Raw genomic sequence first — 15,960 nt, forward strand, 5'->3', positions numbered from 1 at the left:
CCGCGGAGTTTCATCCGGAGCCGGTGGTGCCCAGAGGCTCAGCTGTAGTTCTTCTGGTTCGCCCTGATGGCGGCCACGTAGGCCTTGGTGTCGTCGTACATTCCGTACTTGCTCACCGAGTACTGCCCTTGGTAGTAGCCGGCGATGGCCGTGTCCTGGTCCTTGCTGGTGGCCAGCAGCTGGCGGAGGATGGCGATGCCCGCCGTCGCATTGTCATAGGGGTCGAGGAGGTTCAGCTTGCGTCCCACCAGGTCGGAAGCCCACTGCCCGGAGCTGGGAATCACCTGCATGGTCCCGATCGCGTTCGCCGGTGACACGGCCCTCTGGTTGAAGCCTGACTCCTGGTAGGCAAAGGCCAGGGCAAGGGACGTATCCACGCCCATCCGGCGGGCGGTATCTGCCACGATGCTCTTCATTTCGTCCCTCGACGGGACGGGGGAGGCATTGAGGAGGGCCTTGTTTTCGTTGGCCGAGCTTACGACCGCTGCCGGGTAGCTGAAGCCGAGGAAAGTGCTGGGAACCAAGGGAGCGGGGGCAGGCTGCGGGGCTGCAGGTGCGGGCTGCGGGCCGGCCTGTCCGGAGCCGCCGGGGATCACCAGTTTGCTGCCGGGGTAGATGACGGTGGTCATGCCCAGCTTGTTTGCCGAGAGCAGGTCCGACAACTTGACCCCGTTCCGGGATGCGATGGCCGAGAGCGTGTCACCGGCCTTGATGGTGTACGAGCCGGTGGCCGGGCCGGACGTGACGGCCAGGGCGGGTGCGGGAGCGGCCGGGGCCGCCGGTGCAGGTGCTGCAGGGGCCGGAGCGGCGTCGCCGGCGCTGACTTTGATCTTCTGGCCGGGGTAGATGATGGACCGCATCGACAGGTTGTTCCAGGAAAAGACGTCCGAAAGGCCCACGTTGTGCCGTGCGGCAATGGCGCCCAGGGTGTCTCCGGGCTTCACCGTGTAGGTCGCCCCCGTGGCGGCCGGCGCCGCCGGCGCTGCCGGGGCCTGGGCGGCCGGAGCTGGTGCGGCCGGTGCTGCCGAGCCCGACAGTTTGATCTTCTGGCCGGGGTAGATGATGGTGTTCGGCTGCAGGTTGTTGAGTTTGAGGACATCCCCTGTGTCCAGTCCGAAGCGGCCGGCGATCGCGCTCACGGTATCGCCCCGGGCAATGGTGTATTCAGCGGGGGCAGCCGGCTGTGCGGGCTGCAAGGCGGACGGAATGGTGATGGAGACGGAAGAGGCGGGGATGACCGTGCCAGTGGCCTGGGCAGCTGCCTGGGCCTTCATTGCCGCGGCAAGGCTGCTGGGAATGGTCCGCACGGGCTGCGCTGCTGCTGCGGGCTGAGCAAGGGCCAAGGATGACAGGACGACCGCTGGCAGTGCCGCCGTGGTGGCGGCGATCATGGGCAGGCTCGGCTTGGGGGGCTGCTTGGGCGAGCGGGACATCGACATGGAAAGAATCCTCTTCTCAACTGCGGGCGCGGACGCGGGCGGGGATGCCGCTGTCAATCTTGATACTACTGTGACATATGTTATTCGTGTTACAGCTGTGGTGAAAGTGAATCTCTCACGAATTTGCGATTAGCACAAGAATCCAGGAATGCCCGGAATGCCTGCTTTTCTTGGAGTGTCTCCGGCCGGTCAGGCAAATGAATTGCCCCGACTAGGCGACGGGGCGCGCAGCGTGGCAACCTTGGTCCGTGAGTAATGTAGAAAACCTGGTGGGCGAGTGGTTGCCGCTGCCCGACGTCGCACGTTTGTTGGATGTCTCAGTTACCAAAGTCCATGGCCTGATTGATGACCATGCCCTGGCCGCAGTGCGGGTCGGGGAGCGGAAGATCCGTTCGGTTCCCGCGGAATTCATCCAGGATGGCCAGGTAGTGGACAGCCTCAAGGGGACCATCGTGGTGCTCTCCGACGCTGGTTATTCGGATGAAGACCTCATTGTGTGGCTGTTTACCGCAGACGAATCATTGCGCGGCCGCCCTATTGATGCATTGAGGGAAGGCCGCAAGACGGAAATCAGGCGCAGGGCCCAAACCCTCGCCTGGTAATTTCCGGCTTTAGGAGGCTCGGCTGACGGTTGCTTCAGCCAGCCTCCGCAAGGCGGTCTTGGGCAAGTCCTCCACGGCGAGCTCGTCGAGGGCATTAAATGCCGCCGCACCGAATTCCCCTATCAGGACTTCCGTAGCCTGCAGGGCTCCGGAGTCTTCGATGATCCGCCTGATGTCGAGGATGTCCGCCTCCGAAAGATCGGGGCTGCCGAGTCGGGCATCAATGAACGCGGACTCGGCAGGGGATGCCTGGTCCAGCGCCAGCGCCACCAGGACCGTACGTTTGCCTTCCCTCAAATCGTCCCCCGCAGGTTTGCCTGTGGTCAGCGGATCGCCGAACACTCCCAGGACGTCATCGCGGAGCTGGAATGCTTCGCCCAGCGGCAGGGCGAAAGCGGAGTAACCACGGAGCAGCTCGTTGGAAGCTCCGGCCAGGGCCCCGCCCAGCGCCAGCGGATGCTCTGTGGAGTACTTGGCGCTCTTGAACCGGATGATGGACTGGGCCCGGCCAACAGCCCCGGCGCGGTCGCGGACCGGGCCCGCCACCTCTTCCAGGATGTCCAGGTACTGTCCGGCCATCACCTCGGCGCGCATGAGGTTGAAGATCAGCCGTGCCCTGCTGCCGGAGGCTGCACGCTCGCCGATGTCGGTGAACGCTTCTTCGCTGAAGGACAAGCACAGGTCGCCGGCAAGAATGGCCGCTGCCTGGCCAAAACGTTCGCTGTCCAGGGCCCAACCCTGCGCGGTGTGCAGCTGGCTGAACCGCCGGTGCACGCTGGGACCGCCACGCCGGGTGTCTGAGCGGTCGATAATGTCGTCGTGTATCAGGGCCGCCGCCTGGAACAACTCAAGCGCGGCACCGGCCGTCACAACCTGGCTGGCTCCGGCCTCGCCGCCGGCGCCGCGCCAGCCCCAGTAGCACATGAGCGCCCTGAGGCGCTTGCCGCCGGTGACCAAGTTGGAGATGGAGCCCATGATGGGCTCGATGTCCGGCGAGATGCCGGACATGATGGACTGGCGCTCGGTGAGAAAGCCTGTCAGTTCGCCGGCGACTCCCGCCACGAAGTCTGCCTGCTCATTCCTCAGCTGCTCCGTGGCCGTCACTTGGCCGACTCAGCTGCGACGTTCGCGCCGATCGTGAACGTGGAGACGCCGGAGGCCTCCACTACCGAGAGGTTCACGGTCTCGTTGTCGCCGCGGACGAAGTCCTTGGAAGCGACGCCGCCGACAGTGTCACCCGGCACCGCCTTGAAGCCCTGGCCTTCGAGCGCCTTTGTGTAAAAGTCGATGACCGAGCTGGTGGGGGCCGAGACGGTGCCCACCAGTGCGGCAGTTGCCGGGGTGGATGCCTTGTCAAAACTGCTTGATACCACCGTGGCCCCGGTCATCAGGGGGAGAAGCTGCTGCGGAAACCCTTCCACTACGGCGCCGACCGTTGCCGACGTGTTGGGGGATGCGGATGGGCTGGGCGAGGCCGTGAGGGTGGACTGCGCGGCGGCAATGGAAGCGGTCTGGGAGGGTTGGGCCTCACCTGACGGGGCCTGGCTGCATGCGGCAAGGGCGAGCACCCCAACGGCGGCAAGCGCGGCCAAGGCAGCTGGCTTGAAGTTTCCAATAGCCGTCACAGAGACTTTCCTCCTGGTGTTGTTGGCGGAATCAGCCTCCAGTTTAGCCAGCCCCCTGAGGGGTCTGCGCAAACCGATAGGATTGCAGCCGTGGTGCCCGCAGGTATGAACCAGCCAGCCGCCGCGCGCCTTCCGGGCCGCCGGCGTACCTGCATCATGCATGTGGACATGGATGCCTTCTTTGTCTCCGTCGAGCTCCGTACCCGCCCCGAACTCCGCGGCAAGCCCGTGATCGTCGGGTTCCCGGGGGAGCGGTCGGTGGTCTTGTCGGGGTCCTACGAAGCCCGGGCCTTTGGCGTGAAGTCTGCGATGCCTATGGCCGTGGCGATGCGGATGTGCCCGCAGGCCGTGGTGATTGAACCCCGGCACAAGCTCTACTACGAGGTCTCCGGGCAGCTGATGGCGATCTTCGAATCCATCACCGGGCTCGTGGAACCGTTGAGTGTTGACGAAGCTTTCCTTGATGTCACCGGTGCCTTGCGCCGGCTGGGCCCTCCCCGGGGAATTGGCGAACTGATCCGGCGCAGGGTGGCTGCGGAACTGGGCATAACGGCCTCGGTGGGGATTGCGGAAACAAAATTCGTGGCCAAGATCGCCTCCACCCGGTGCAAGCCCGACGGACTCCTGATGATTGGGCCGGACGAAACCGTTCCCTACCTCCACAGCCTCCCGGTCGGCGCGCTGTGGGGCGTCGGGGCCAAGACGGGTGAGGCCTTGGCGAACATGGGCATCAGGACCGTGGCGGACGTCGCGGCAACCCCCGTGTCCTCGTTGAAGAAGGTCCTCGGTGCCACCGGAGAACACGTGCACCAGCTCGCCTGGGGCATTGACCCCCGCCCTGTGACCCCGGTGCGGCTTGAGAAGAGCATTGGGGCAGAGGAGACCTTCGCCGTGGATACGGCCGACGACGCACTCCTGCGGCGGGAACTGCTCCGGCTGTCCCACAGGACCGCGACCAGGCTGCGCAGCTCCGGCATGGTGGCCCGGACCGTGGCCCTGAAGCTCCGGTATGCCGACTTCTCCACTATCACCCGCAGCAGGACGGTCCACACCCCCGTGGACAGCGCCCAGCTGATCTATGCGGTGGCACTCCAGCTGTTGGAGTCCCTCGGAACCAGGGCCATGACCGTGCGGCTCGTCGGGGTCCGGGCTGAACAGCTTGAGGAAGCCGCCCTGACCTCGCTTCAGCTGAGCATTGACCGCAGGGATGAGAACTGGCGGGCCGCCGAACAGGCGCTGGATGAGGTAACGCGCCGGTTCGGCAGCAAGTCCGTCCTGCCCGCCCGCCTGATGGAGCCGGACGGCCCGTCAGGGGAAGGGGCGGCAGGGCCGGACTGAGGGTCCGCCGAAGTCATTGCCGTCTTTCAGATCAGGGCTCAACAATCTATCCTTGGATATACATAGTTTTCGAGTGAATGGACTTACTGCCGGACCCTCTTGGACATGCTCCCGCCCCCGCGACTGCATGTAAGGTTCCCGTCTTGGCCGCCGCCGGCCGGACGGGAACTTTCCAGCTACAGCAGACGTTCTAGGGGTCAGAAGTAGTGGCTGGGATCAGCCCGGACGTTGGCCTACAAAAGGAGGTCGTGATGCCGCTGTCGGAGCACGAACAGAAGCTGCTTGAGCAGCTTGAGAAGCAGCTTCACGAGGACGATCCGAAGTTCGCGAACTCGATGGGTTCGGACCCCGGGCGTTCATGGTCCACGAGGCACGTGGTCATTGGAGTCCTGTGTGCGCTTGCCGGCGTTTTCCTGTTGCTGGTTGGTGTCACCCTCCAGAACATTTTCGTCGGTGTCCTGGGCTTCGTCGTCATGGGCGGCGGGGTTTACTTCGCCACCCTGCGTAGTTCCCGGGGGCGGCCTGGTTCGAAGGCTGGAACCGGCAAGTCCGGCAAGCCCCGGAGTTCCTTTATGAGCAGCCTCGAGGAACGGTGGGACGAGCGCCGCAGAGGAGAGTCCTGAGGGCCTCCCGGACAATCCACCCCGCTCCTCCATTTTGATCCCCTGACGGCAGGGAAACACAGGTAAAGGCCCGCTTCGGCGGGCCTTACCTGTTTAACCGGCGAATGCCGGGTTTATGGCGCCGGCGGTGGCGGCCCTGGGTAAAAGTCCTCCACTTTCCACCACAGGGGCATTTTCCGCGCCATTTCAAAGGTGCTATCCCATAGACAGCGTGCTGGAAACGCCGTTTTGCGTTGACTGTGGTGGAAAGTGGAGTAATGTGGAGGACATAAGAGGGTGGTTGCAACACAGGGGATGTGCAGTTCCTGACGGCGGACAGGCGGTGGGCCAGTGTTTCTGGGCACACACTCGCCGCGTCTGGATGAAAAGGGACGGATCATTCTCCCCGCGAAGTTCCGGGAGGAGCTTGCCAGCGGACTGGTGCTCACAAGGGGCCAGGAACGTTGCATCTACGTATTCAGTGAGAAGGAATTTGCACGGGTCCACGAGCAGATGCGGGAGGCGCCAATCTCCTCCAAACAAGCACGTGACTACATCCGCGTATTTCTCTCTGGAGCCTCGGACGAGGTACCTGACAAGCAGGGGCGCGTGACCATTCCACCAGCGCTCCGGGAGTATGCAGGACTCGGAAGGGAACTTGCCGTGATCGGCGCCGGTACCCGCGCCGAGATCTGGGACGCCCAGGCTTGGAATGAATACCTTGCGGAGAAGGAAACCGCCTTCTCCGAAACTGACGATCCCATTCCTGGCATTCTCTGAATCCGGAACGGGCAGCAGGTGGCTTCTTGGATGAGATCTCCAGCCGGCCCATCGGTTGCCAACCTGGCTCAACTTCCCCTGAGCCAGGCGGGCAGGACGGTAGGCGCGGATGGGGATCTGGTCCCAGAAGCAGCAGGTGACAACGACGGCGGAAAGGACCCGGCATGACAGATGAACCGAAGCCCACGTCCGAACGCCATGTGCCGGTCCTGCGGGACCGGTGCATCAATTTGTTGGCACCGGGATTTGAAGCTGCAAGGCTGCGGGGCCAGACTCCGGTAGCCGTTGACGCGACCCTGGGCATGGGCGGGCACTCCGAGGCAATGCTCCAGCGGTTTCCGGACCTTCACCTCATCGGGATCGACCGCGATGAAGAAGCGCTGGCCCTCGCGGGGGAGCGGCTGGCTCCTTTCGCGGCACGGACGGACCTCGTCCACGCCGTCTATGACGAAATCCAGGACGTGCTGGCGGACCTCGGCGTCGCCGAAGTGCACGGGATCCTCATGGACCTGGGCGTCTCGTCGCTGCAGCTGGATGAGCGTGAGCGCGGCTTTGCCTACTCCTTCGACGCACCGCTGGACATGCGGATGGACACCAGCCGGGGCCAAACTGCAGCGGACGTGGTCAATACCTACAGCGAGGCGGACCTGGTCAGGATTATCCGCAAATGGGGCGAAGAAAAGTTCGCAGGGCGCATAGCCAACCGGATCGTCGCTGCCCGCGCGGTCAAGGAGTTTGCCACCACGGGTGAGCTCGTGGAACAGATCCGCTCCGTTGTCCCCGCCTCGGCCGCCAAGTCGGGCGGACATCCCGCCAAGCGGACGTTCCAGGCCCTGAGGATCGAGGTCAACGAAGAACTCGATGTCCTGGAACGGGCCGTACCTGCCGCCGTCGACTCCCTGGCCGTGGGCGGCCGCATCGTGGTCATGTCCTACCACTCGCTGGAAGACAAGATCGTCAAGGGCGTGTTCCAGGCCCGGTCCAAGTCCTCGGCTCCCCTCGGTTTCCCCGTGGAGCTCGAGGAGCACAAACCCGAGCTGAAAACCCTGACCAAGGGCACCGAGGTGCCAACCGCCGTCGAAATCGCCGAAAATCCGCGCGCTGCCTCCGCCAGGCTCCGTGCTGCAGAACGAATCAGAGCCAGGAGAGCTGCATGAGCACCGCCGCCGTCAAGAACTTTCCCGTCGTTTCCGGCAGCTCCGCGCCCGGCAGCCGGCCCGCAGGCCGGCCTGACGAAGGACGCAAGGGTCGGACACCGCTCTCCGTCGTCCGCACGGCTCCGCGCAAGCGCCGGGCCCCCTTCGTCGTGATGTGCTTCGCCATGCTGGCCGTCGCGCTGGTTGCGGTCCTCGTCCTCAACATCTCGGTTTCGACCGCCCAGTACCAGCTCGTAGAGCTCCGGGCCAAGCAGAGCACGTTGACCAAGGCCAACCAGGACCTCACCCAGCAGGTGCAGAACTTCGAGGCACCCCAGAACCTGGCCGCCAAGGCCACGGAGTTGGGTATGGTCGCGTCCACGGTCAAGGGCCAGATCGACCTGTCCACGTTGTCCGTGACCGGTAAGGCGATGCCTGCGGTCAAGGGCGCACCGGCTGGGGCAGTCATCCCGTCGCCGGCGGTGGCGGGCCAGCTCATCGTTCCGCCGGCGGCGAAGGACGCGGCCGCTGACAAGGCAACGCCGCCTGCTGCCGGCAGGACGTCGTCCGCCACGGCGGCGGAGGCTGCCCAGGCGGCAGCACAGTCGCAGGCTGCCGCGCAGGCCGCAGCCGCAGCCGCAGCCGCTGCGGCAGCCCCGGCACCTGAACTTCACGGGGGTTCCATCCCGGTGCCGCAGCAGAAGGTCCCCGGACAGTAAGCCGCCAGGCAGGACAAGTCAGCAGGTCGAACAGCAAGGAATATCACGGTGGCGCAAACGACCGGCAAAGCAGGAAAAAGCAAGGCACCCAACGCCACGAAGCGCTTGCGCCTGGGGCTGGGCCTCATGCTCACGCTCCTGCTGGTGGTGGGCGGAAAGCTGTTCCTGGTCCAGGGCCTCGACGTTGGCGGCATGGCCGAAGCGGCATTGAACAGCCGGATGACCTCGGCGATCCTGCCGGCGGAACGCGGCAGCATCCTTGACTCCCGCGGCACCGTGCTCGCCAACAGCGTAATCCGCTACAACATCGTGGTGGACCAGCGCGTCAACACCAAGACAGACTCCTACAAGCGGTACGAACCGCAGGCCGACGGGCATGACAAGCTGGTGGATGTCAGCCGCGACCAGGCAATCTCGGAACTGGCCTCAGCCCTCGGGATGGACACCGCCGCTGTTCGGGATGCCGTAACCGGCCAGCAGCCCTATTACATCGTGGCCAAGGACGTGAAGCCCGACGTCGAGGACCGCATCTCCAAGCTCCAGGTGCCGGGCATCGTTGCCGAGGGCGTCAGCAAGCGCGTCTACCCCAACGGCGCAGTTGCAGGTGGGGTGGTGGGCTTCCTCCAGGACGGCACCACCGGGCAAGCCGGCATCGAGCAGACACAGGACGACAAGCTGAAGGGCACGGACGGCAAACGGCTGTTCGAGATCGGCGCGGACGGCCTGCGCATCCCCGTCGGACTCGACGAGTTGACCCCGCCCCAGAACGGCAAGGACGTCAAGCTCACCCTCAACTCGGACCTCCAGTACTTCGCCCAGCAGGCCATCCAGAGCCAGACGGACAAGCTCAGCGCCGAATGGGGCGTCATCATCGTGATGGACGCCAAGACGGGCAACCTCCTCGCCCTGGCGGACACCAATGCACCTGACCCCAACAACCCGGGCCTGGTGGCTGCGAAAGACCGCGGCACGCGCTCCGTGACCGCGGCCTATGAGCCCGGATCAGTGGAAAAGATGATAACCGCGGCGTCGGTCATCGACGAAGGGCTGGCCAGCCCGCTGGACAAGTTCACGATTCCGCCCACCTACACCGTGGACGGCCAGACCTTCAGTGACGCCTTTACCCACGGGACCGAGGAACGGACACTCGCGGGCATCATCGGGTATTCCATGAACACCGGAACCGTCATGGCCGGCCAGCGGCTCACTAAGGAACAGCGTCACGACTGGCTGCAGAAGTTCGGCATCGGCGAAGCGCCCGACATCGGACTCCCCGCGACGGCAGCTGGTATTCTCTCGCCCGCAGACCAGTGGGACGGACGGCAGCAGTACACCGTCCTGTTTGGCCAGGGCGTTTCCCAGTCGACGCTCCAGACCGTCCGTGCCTACCAGAGCATCGCGAACAACGGTGTCATGCTGCAGCCGCGGCTGATCGACTCGTACATTTCCCCCGACGGCACGGAAGAGAAAGTCCCGGCCCAGCCCTCCCGCCAGGTGGTCTCAGGCAACACCGCGCAGCAGGTCAAGGACATCCTGGAAAGCGCCGTCACCGAGGGTGAGATCAAGGACGCAGGCATCGACGGCTACCGGGTGGGTGCCAAGACGGGTACGTCCGAATCCCCCTGCGACGACGGCAAATCAGGCTACTGCGGCTACACCGCTTCCATCGTTGGAATGGCGCCAATGGATGATCCGCGGTTTATTGTGGAGGTGGTGCTCCAGCGGCCGAAGGGCAGCATCTACGGCATCACCAACGGGCCGGTCTTCCGGTCCGTCATGAGCCAGACGCTGCGGACCTACAACGTCCAGCCTTCGACCGGGCAGCCGGTCAGGTTGCCCCAGTACGCAAAGTAGCCGCTGCGCCACGCTGTAAATACCCGCAGCATCCAGCGCATCACAGTGCCCGGCGCGAACCATGGCGGGCACGCACTAGCACCATCGGAGATCCCCTTGTCAGAGTTCACCACGCCGGGCGGCGACGCTGCCCGGGATGAAAGCGCGGGCCGCTTCCGGCCGTCTGCCGTAGCCGCCGTCCCGCTGGCCGCCGTCGGCAACGCCGTAGGAGTAGCCGTTCCCGCTCCGGCCGCCGAGGTGCAGGTCACAGGCATTTCCATCAACTCCCGCACCGTGGAGCCCGGCGACCTGTATGTGGCACTGCCCGGGGCCAGCCGGCATGGCGCCGACTTCGTGACGGACGCCATCGGTGCCGGTGCGGCCGCGGTGCTGACGGATGACGCCGGCGCTCGGCTCCTTGCCCTCGCCGCTGACACGTCCGTCCCGGTCCTGGTTGTGGACAGTCCCCGGAACGAGGTGGGGCCCCTCTCTGCCCTGATCTACCGCAGCCAGTCCGCGGATGGCAGTCCGCTGCGGCTTTTCGGGGTTACCGGAACCAACGGGAAGACCACCACGACCTACTTCATCACCTCGCTCCTGCGGGCCCTGGGGCGGCAGGCAGGCCTGATCGGTACCATCGAAATCCAGGCCGGCGGAGAACCAATTCCCAGTCTCCTCACCACGCCGGAATCACCCGAGGTCCATGGACTGCTGGCGCTCATGCACGAGCGCGGGCTTGATGCCGCAGCCATGGAGGTGTCATCCCACGCCATCTCCTACCAGCGGGTGGACGGGCTGCTGTTCGACGTCGCCGGGTTTACGAACCTCACCCAGGACCACCTGGACCTGCACCACACCATGGACGGCTACTTCGCCACGAAGGCAGAGCTTTTCACCCCCGGGCGCGCCCGGAAGGCCGTGGTCACGGTCGACGACGAGTGGGGCCGCCGGCTGGCAGGCGACGCCCAGGTGCCGGTCACCACGCTCAGCACCAGCGGCCATGGGCCCGCCGACTGGAGCGTGACATCGACGTCGCCACGCGGTCTCGGAACCGAGTTCACCCTCGCGGGGCCTGAAGGTGCCGTCCTGAACGTCCACACCGGGCTGCCGGGCAGCTTCAACGTTGCCAACGCCGCCCTCGCCGCCGTCATGGTCGTTACCTCCGGCGTGGATGCCGCCGACCTGCAGGCCGCCCTGGACCGCGCCGACCCCTTCACCGTCGCCGTGCCGGGCCGCATGCAGCTGATCTCTGACCGGCCGGCCGCCGTCGTGGACTTTGCCCACAACACAGACGCACTGGCGCGGGCCCTGGAAGCAGTCCGCTCACCGGAACCCGGCTCACGGCTGATCGTGGTGTTCGGTGCCACAGGGCAGCGGGACCAGGGCAAACGTCCGGCGATGGGGGCCATCGCCGCACGGCTTGCTGACACCGTGATCATCACCGACGACGACCCGCACGACGAGGATGCCGCCGCCATCCGCGCGGACGTACTCGCGGGGGCCCGGGAGGCCGTGCAGAACGAATCGCTCGACGCCGGGGTGCTGGAAGTCTTCCCGCGGGCCGAGGCCATCCGACGCGCCGCAGAACTCGCCCGCCCGCAGGACACGATTCTTGTCGCCGGCCGCGGGCACGAGGTTTGGCAGGAGGTCAAGGGCGTCAACCTCGCCCTCGACGACAGGGTGGAACTGCGCAGCGCCTTGACAGCCAGGGGATTCAACGTTCTCCATGACGACCGGATAGAGTCCTAGACCGAGATGATTGCATTTACTGCGGCGGAAATCGCCGAAATCACCAACGGGCGCCTGGACGCCGATCCCGGAATTACGCCCCTTTCGGTGGTGACGGATTCACGTGAAGCCACGCCGGGTTCGCTCTACGTCGCGAAGCCGGGTGAGCAGGCCGACGGCCACGACTTCCTGGACGCCGCGTTTGCTGCCGGAGCCGTTCTGGCCCTCGTCGAACGCCCCGTCACAGCGGTGGACGGCCAGGGCTACCCGACCGTCCTGGTCAGCGACGCCGTCATCGCCATGGGCGCCCTCGCCGCTGAAGCTGTCCGCCGGATCCGTGCCGCGCGGTCAGCGGCGGGAGACCAGCTGACGGTCGTTGGCATCACCGGGTCAGCAGGCAAGACCACCACCAAGGACCTCCTGGCCGGAATATTCGCCACCCAGGGGGCGACCGTAGCGCCGCAGGGCTCCTACAACGGTGAGGTTGGCGTACCGCTGACGGTTTTCCGGGCCGGAACCGACACCCGCTACCTGGTCATTGAAATGGGCGCCACGGGGATCGGCCATATCCGCTACCTGGCGGAGATGGTCAAACCGGACATCGGAGTCGTGCTCGCAGTCGGAACAGCCCACGCAGGCGAGTTCGGGGGAGTGGAAAACATCGCGCTGGCCAAGGGCGAAATGGTTGAAGGACTCACCAGCGCAGGCACCGCCATCATCAACCTCGACGACGAACGCGTCGCCGCGATGCGCAGCCGGACCTCCGCGACAGTCCTCGGCTTCTCCGCGGAAGGCCGCCCCGAGGCACTGGTGCAGGCGCTGAATGCCGACACCAACGCTGAGGGCTGCCCGGAATTCGATCTCCAGCTGCCTGGCGGCGAAGCGCCGCGGCACGTCCGCAGCCGGCTCATCGGCGCCCACCACGTGGGCAACCTGCTGGCGGCTGCCTCAGCCGCGTGGGCCGCAGGGGTGCCTGGCGTTCACATTGCTGATTCATTGAGCAAGCAGGTGGCCGCCAGCCGCTGGCGGATGGAACGCACCGAGCGGCAGGACGGCGTCACCATCATCAACGATGCCTACAACGCCAACCCCGAATCCATGCGTGCCGCCTTGCGAACCCTGGCCGACCTTGGCCGGGGGCGCCGGACCTGGGCCGTCCTGGGGGCCATGCTGGAACTCGGCGAGGACTCCATCCGCGAGCACACCGCGGTGGGCACCCAAGTGGTGCGGCTCAACATCTCCAGGCTGCTGGTGGTTGGCCGCGAAGCCCGTGCACTCTACGTTTCCGCCGTCCAGGAAGGATCCTGGGGCGACGAATGCCTCTTCGCCGAAACGGTCGATGAGGCCCAGCAAATCCTTGAGGCCGAACTGCAGCCGGGGGACCTGGTGCTGTTCAAGTCGTCCAACAGCGTTGGGCTCCGCCATTTGGGTGATCGGATAGCATTACCCACATCCCCGACACCTGCCGACGAAAGGAGCACTCTGCTGTGATTGCTCTCCTGATCGGTGCGGGCCTTGCCCTGCTGTGCGCCCTCGTCGGCACCCCGTTGTTCATCCGGCTGCTGGTCCGCCGCGGCTATGGTCAATTCATCCGCGACGACGGCCCCACCTCGCACCACACGAAGCGTGGCACGCCCACCATGGGCGGCACCGTGGTGGTTGCCGCGGTCCTGCTCAGCTACGGGCTCACCCACCTCATCATGCTGATGATGAATCCCGACTCGCCCGGCCCTTCGGCCTCCGCGCTCATCCTGCTGTTCCTCATGGTGGGCATGGGGCTGGTGGGATTCCTGGACGACTTCATCAAGATCTCCCGGCAGCGGAGCCTGGGCCTCAACGCCAAGGCCAAGCTGATCCTCCAGGCAGCTGTAGGCATCATCTTCGCCATCCTGGCGCTGAACTTCCCCAACGGCGCCGGGCTCACTCCGGCGTCCACCAAGATTTCCCTGGTCCGCGACCTGCCATGGCTGGACCTCGCGTTCGGGGGCACCGTGCTGGGCGCCATCCTGTTCGTTATCTGGTCCAACCTGATCGTCACGGCGGCCACCAACGGCGTCAACCTCACCGACGGCCTGGACGGCCTGGCTGCCGGTGCCTCGATCATGGTGTTCGGTGCATATACGCTCATGGGCATATGGCAGAGCAACCAGGCGTGCGGTTCACCGCGGGAGGCCGGCAGCGGCTGCTACCTCGTCAGGGATCCGCTGGACCTGGCCCTCCTTGCCGCAATCCTGAGTGCAGCCCTGGTGGGCTTCCTCTGGTGGAACACCTCGCCGGCCAAGATCTTCATGGGCGACACCGGTTCGCTTGCCATCGGTGGAGCGGTGGCCGGGTTCGCCATCCTGTCCAGGACGGAACTGCTGCTGGGCATCGTCGGCGGCCTCTTCGTACTGATCACCCTTTCCGTCATCATCCAGGTGGGCTACTTCAAAGCCACCGGCGGAAAACGCGTGTTCAAGATGGCGCCGCTGCAGCACCACTTTGAACTGAAGGGGTGGGCCGAAGTGACCGTTGTGGTCCGGTTCTGGATCCTGGGCGGACTCTTCGTCGCCGTGGGCCTGGGCATCTTCTACGCTGAATGGGTTGTACTGCTGTGACCGTTTCCCCCCGCCTGGCCAACCTCGTCTCCTGGGACTCCGATTGGGCCGGCCTGCGCGTTGCCGTCACCGGCATCGGCGTCTCCGGGTTCGCGGCGGCAGACACCCTGATCGAACTCGGCGCACGCGTGGTGGTGGTGGACGCCGCCACCAGCGACACGGCGCGGGCGCATGCCGATACCCTGAAAATCGTGGGTGCCGCCGACGTCCTGCTGGGGCCGGATGCCGTCACCCACATTCCCCGGATCGACGGCGAACTCCCGGAACTGATCGTGACCTCGCCCGGGTGGCGCCCGGACCAGGCGCTACTCGCTGCCGCGGCCCGCGCGCACATCCCAGTGTGGGGTGACGTCGAGCTCGCCTGGCGCGTGCGGATCAGAGAGGGCCGTAAGACGGCCGACTGGCTGGCCATTACCGGAACGAACGGAAAGACCACCACGGTGGGCCTTACGGAATCGATGCTCCGGGCCGCCGGCCTGAAGGCCATCGCCGTCGGCAACGTTGGCACATCCATCCTCGATGCCCTTCGCGATCCGGTCGACTACGACGTCTTCGCCGTCGAACTTTCCAGCTTCCAACTGCACTGGGCCGAGTCGCTCTCGCCGGTGGCCAGCGTGTGCCTCAACGTGGCCGAGGACCACGTGGACTGGCACGGATCCTACGATTCGTACCTGGCTGACAAGGCCAAAGTTTACGAGAACACCCAAAAAGCCTGCATCTACAACGCCGAGCAGATTGAAACCGAGCGGATGGTGGAGAACGCCGACGTCGTCGAGGGCTGCCGTGCCGTGGGCTTCACCACGGTCACGCCTGCCATCAGCATGCTTGGCGTCGTCGAGGGGCTGCTCGTGGACCGTGCGTTCATCGAAGAACGCCGGGAAAGCGCAGCAGAACTCGCGTCCATGGCCGACCTCGGACCGCTGGCACCCCGCCACATGGTGGCCAACGCCCTCGCTGCCGCCGGCCTGGTGCGCGCATACGGTGTTGACCCCAAGGCCGTCCGCCAAGGCATCCTGGACTACGTCCCGGGAGACCACCGCATCCAGCCGGTGGCCCGCATGAACGGAGTCCTCTGGGTTAATGACTCCAAAGCCACCAACCCGCATGCCGCCTCGGCTTCCCTCTCCGCCTTCACCAAGGTGGTCTGGATCGCCGGTGGACTCTCAAAGGGCGTCAGCTACGACGACCTCGTCAGGCAGCACGCCGCCAGGCTCAAAGCCGTGGTCCTGATCGGAACTGACACCAGCGGCCTCCGTGAGGCCATCCGGCGACACGCGCCGGATGTCCCGGTCATCGAGCCGGAAGCGGGCGACACTGAAGGCGTGGAGACTGCTTCTGCGCCCGGTGCCACAGCGGCCGGTTCCCCCGGCAACGGAGAACTGGTGATGGTCCGGGCCGTCGCGTCAGCAGCCCGGCTCGCCGAATCAGGCGACACCGTGCTGATGGCGCCGGCTGCGGCCTCCATGGATCAGTTCTCTTCCTACGCTCACCGTGGTGGTACATTCATCGACGCTGTCCGCGAGCTGGTGGAAGGGCAGGCCCAGACCGGCGAGGAGTAACA

General features: G+C 65.6%; 14 protein-coding genes. 11 read left to right on the top strand and 3 right to left on the bottom strand.

All coding sequences use genetic code 11. The annotated features are described in order from the left end of the window. Positions 1-38: 38 nt before the first annotated feature. Positions 39-1,439 carry a lytic transglycosylase domain-containing protein gene (locus QRN53_RS02740; RefSeq protein ID WP_285242492.1) on the bottom strand — a complete coding sequence of 467 codons (1,401 nt, stop codon included), beginning with the start codon at positions 1,437-1,439 and terminating at the stop codon, positions 39-41. Between the two features lie 248 nt (positions 1,440-1,687). On the opposite strand from QRN53_RS02740, the gene QRN53_RS02745 reads away from it, so the two are divergent. Then, a complete protein-coding gene (locus tag QRN53_RS02745; RefSeq protein ID WP_026265088.1) occupies positions 1,688-2,041 on the top strand; it encodes an Rv2175c family DNA-binding protein in 354 nt (117 codons plus the stop codon). A 9-nt stretch (positions 2,042-2,050) separates the two neighbouring features. Here the strand turns inward: QRN53_RS02745 and QRN53_RS02750 are convergent, their stop codons facing one another. Both QRN53_RS02750 and QRN53_RS02755 read right to left on the bottom strand, forming a co-directional pair. Next, positions 2,051-3,145 carry a polyprenyl synthetase family protein gene (locus QRN53_RS02750; protein ID WP_285242493.1) on the bottom strand — a complete coding sequence of 365 codons (1,095 nt, stop codon included), beginning with the start codon at positions 3,143-3,145 and terminating at the stop codon, positions 2,051-2,053. Further along, complete coding sequence (locus QRN53_RS02755) at positions 3,142-3,666, bottom strand: hypothetical protein (protein WP_285242494.1); 525 nt, start codon at positions 3,664-3,666, stop codon at positions 3,142-3,144. The genes QRN53_RS02750 and QRN53_RS02755 overlap by 4 nt, the downstream gene beginning before the upstream one ends. Before the next feature lie 105 nt (positions 3,667-3,771). Between QRN53_RS02755 and dinB the strand changes: the two genes are divergently transcribed. The 10 genes from dinB (at position 3,772) to murD (ending at position 15,958) form a co-directional block, all read left to right on the top strand. Then, the gene (dinB, locus tag QRN53_RS02760) at positions 3,772-5,004 is read left to right on the top strand and encodes a DNA polymerase IV (protein ID WP_285242495.1); all 1,233 of its coding nucleotides are present in this window, start codon (positions 3,772-3,774) and stop codon (positions 5,002-5,004) included. A gap of 251 nt (positions 5,005-5,255) precedes the next feature. Then, positions 5,256-5,627 carry an SCO2097 family morphological protein gene (locus tag QRN53_RS02765; RefSeq protein WP_285242496.1) on the top strand — a complete coding sequence of 124 codons (372 nt, stop codon included), beginning with the start codon at positions 5,256-5,258 and terminating at the stop codon, positions 5,625-5,627. A gap of 330 nt (positions 5,628-5,957) precedes the next feature. Next, complete coding sequence (mraZ, locus tag QRN53_RS02770; protein WP_018763545.1) at positions 5,958-6,386, top strand: division/cell wall cluster transcriptional repressor MraZ; 429 nt, start codon at positions 5,958-5,960, stop codon at positions 6,384-6,386. A 164-nt stretch (positions 6,387-6,550) separates the two neighbouring features. Next, complete coding sequence (gene rsmH, locus QRN53_RS02775; RefSeq protein WP_285242497.1) at positions 6,551-7,543, top strand: 16S rRNA (cytosine(1402)-N(4))-methyltransferase RsmH; 993 nt, start codon at positions 6,551-6,553, stop codon at positions 7,541-7,543. Then, entirely contained in the window at positions 7,540-8,241 is a 702-nt protein-coding gene (ftsL, locus tag QRN53_RS02780) for a cell division protein FtsL (protein ID WP_285242498.1), read from the top strand. The genes rsmH and ftsL overlap by 4 nt, the downstream gene beginning before the upstream one ends. 48 nt (positions 8,242-8,289) lie before the next feature. Continuing rightward, a complete protein-coding gene (locus QRN53_RS02785; RefSeq protein WP_285242499.1) occupies positions 8,290-10,095 on the top strand; it encodes a peptidoglycan D,D-transpeptidase FtsI family protein in 1,806 nt (601 codons plus the stop codon). 96 nt (positions 10,096-10,191) lie between these two features. Continuing rightward, positions 10,192-11,823 (top strand): UDP-N-acetylmuramoyl-L-alanyl-D-glutamate--2,6-diaminopimelate ligase, encoded by a 1,632-nt coding sequence (locus tag QRN53_RS02790; protein ID WP_285242500.1) that lies wholly within the window; start codon positions 10,192-10,194, stop codon positions 11,821-11,823. Between the two features lie 6 nt (positions 11,824-11,829). Further along, entirely contained in the window at positions 11,830-13,293 is a 1,464-nt protein-coding gene (locus QRN53_RS02795) for a UDP-N-acetylmuramoyl-tripeptide--D-alanyl-D-alanine ligase (protein ID WP_285242501.1), read from the top strand. Beyond that, positions 13,290-14,399 (top strand): phospho-N-acetylmuramoyl-pentapeptide-transferase, encoded by a 1,110-nt coding sequence (mraY, locus tag QRN53_RS02800; protein ID WP_285242502.1) that lies wholly within the window; start codon positions 13,290-13,292, stop codon positions 14,397-14,399. The genes QRN53_RS02795 and mraY overlap by 4 nt, the downstream gene beginning before the upstream one ends. Continuing rightward, positions 14,381-15,958: a UDP-N-acetylmuramoyl-L-alanine--D-glutamate ligase gene (gene murD, locus QRN53_RS02805; RefSeq protein ID WP_285242503.1), complete on the top strand. Its 1,578-nt coding sequence runs from the start codon at positions 14,381-14,383 to the stop codon at positions 15,956-15,958. Before mraY ends, murD begins: the two co-directional genes overlap by 19 nt. Positions 15,959-15,960: the final 2 nt, after the last annotated feature.

Source organism: Pseudarthrobacter sp. fls2-241-R2A-127 (genome assembly GCF_030209355.1).
Lineage (GTDB): Bacteria > Actinomycetota > Actinomycetes > Actinomycetales > Micrococcaceae > Arthrobacter.

Excerpts from the sequence above, each read along its gene's own strand:
- QRN53_RS02740 (WP_285242492.1), bottom strand. The coding sequence starts at position 1,439 with ATGTCGATGTCCCGCTCGCCCAAGCAGCCCCCCAAGCCGAGCCTGCCC.
- dinB (WP_285242495.1), top strand. The coding sequence starts at position 3,772 with ATGAACCAGCCAGCCGCCGCGCGCCTTCCGGGCCGCCGGCGTACCTGC.
- QRN53_RS02765 (WP_285242496.1), top strand. The coding sequence starts at position 5,256 with ATGCCGCTGTCGGAGCACGAACAGAAGCTGCTTGAGCAGCTTGAGAAG.
- rsmH (WP_285242497.1), top strand. The coding sequence starts at position 6,551 with ATGACAGATGAACCGAAGCCCACGTCCGAACGCCATGTGCCGGTCCTG.
- ftsL (WP_285242498.1), top strand. The coding sequence starts at position 7,540 with ATGAGCACCGCCGCCGTCAAGAACTTTCCCGTCGTTTCCGGCAGCTCC.
- QRN53_RS02795 (WP_285242501.1), top strand. The coding sequence starts at position 11,830 with ATGATTGCATTTACTGCGGCGGAAATCGCCGAAATCACCAACGGGCGC.
- murD (WP_285242503.1), top strand. The coding sequence starts at position 14,381 with ATGGGTTGTACTGCTGTGACCGTTTCCCCCCGCCTGGCCAACCTCGTC.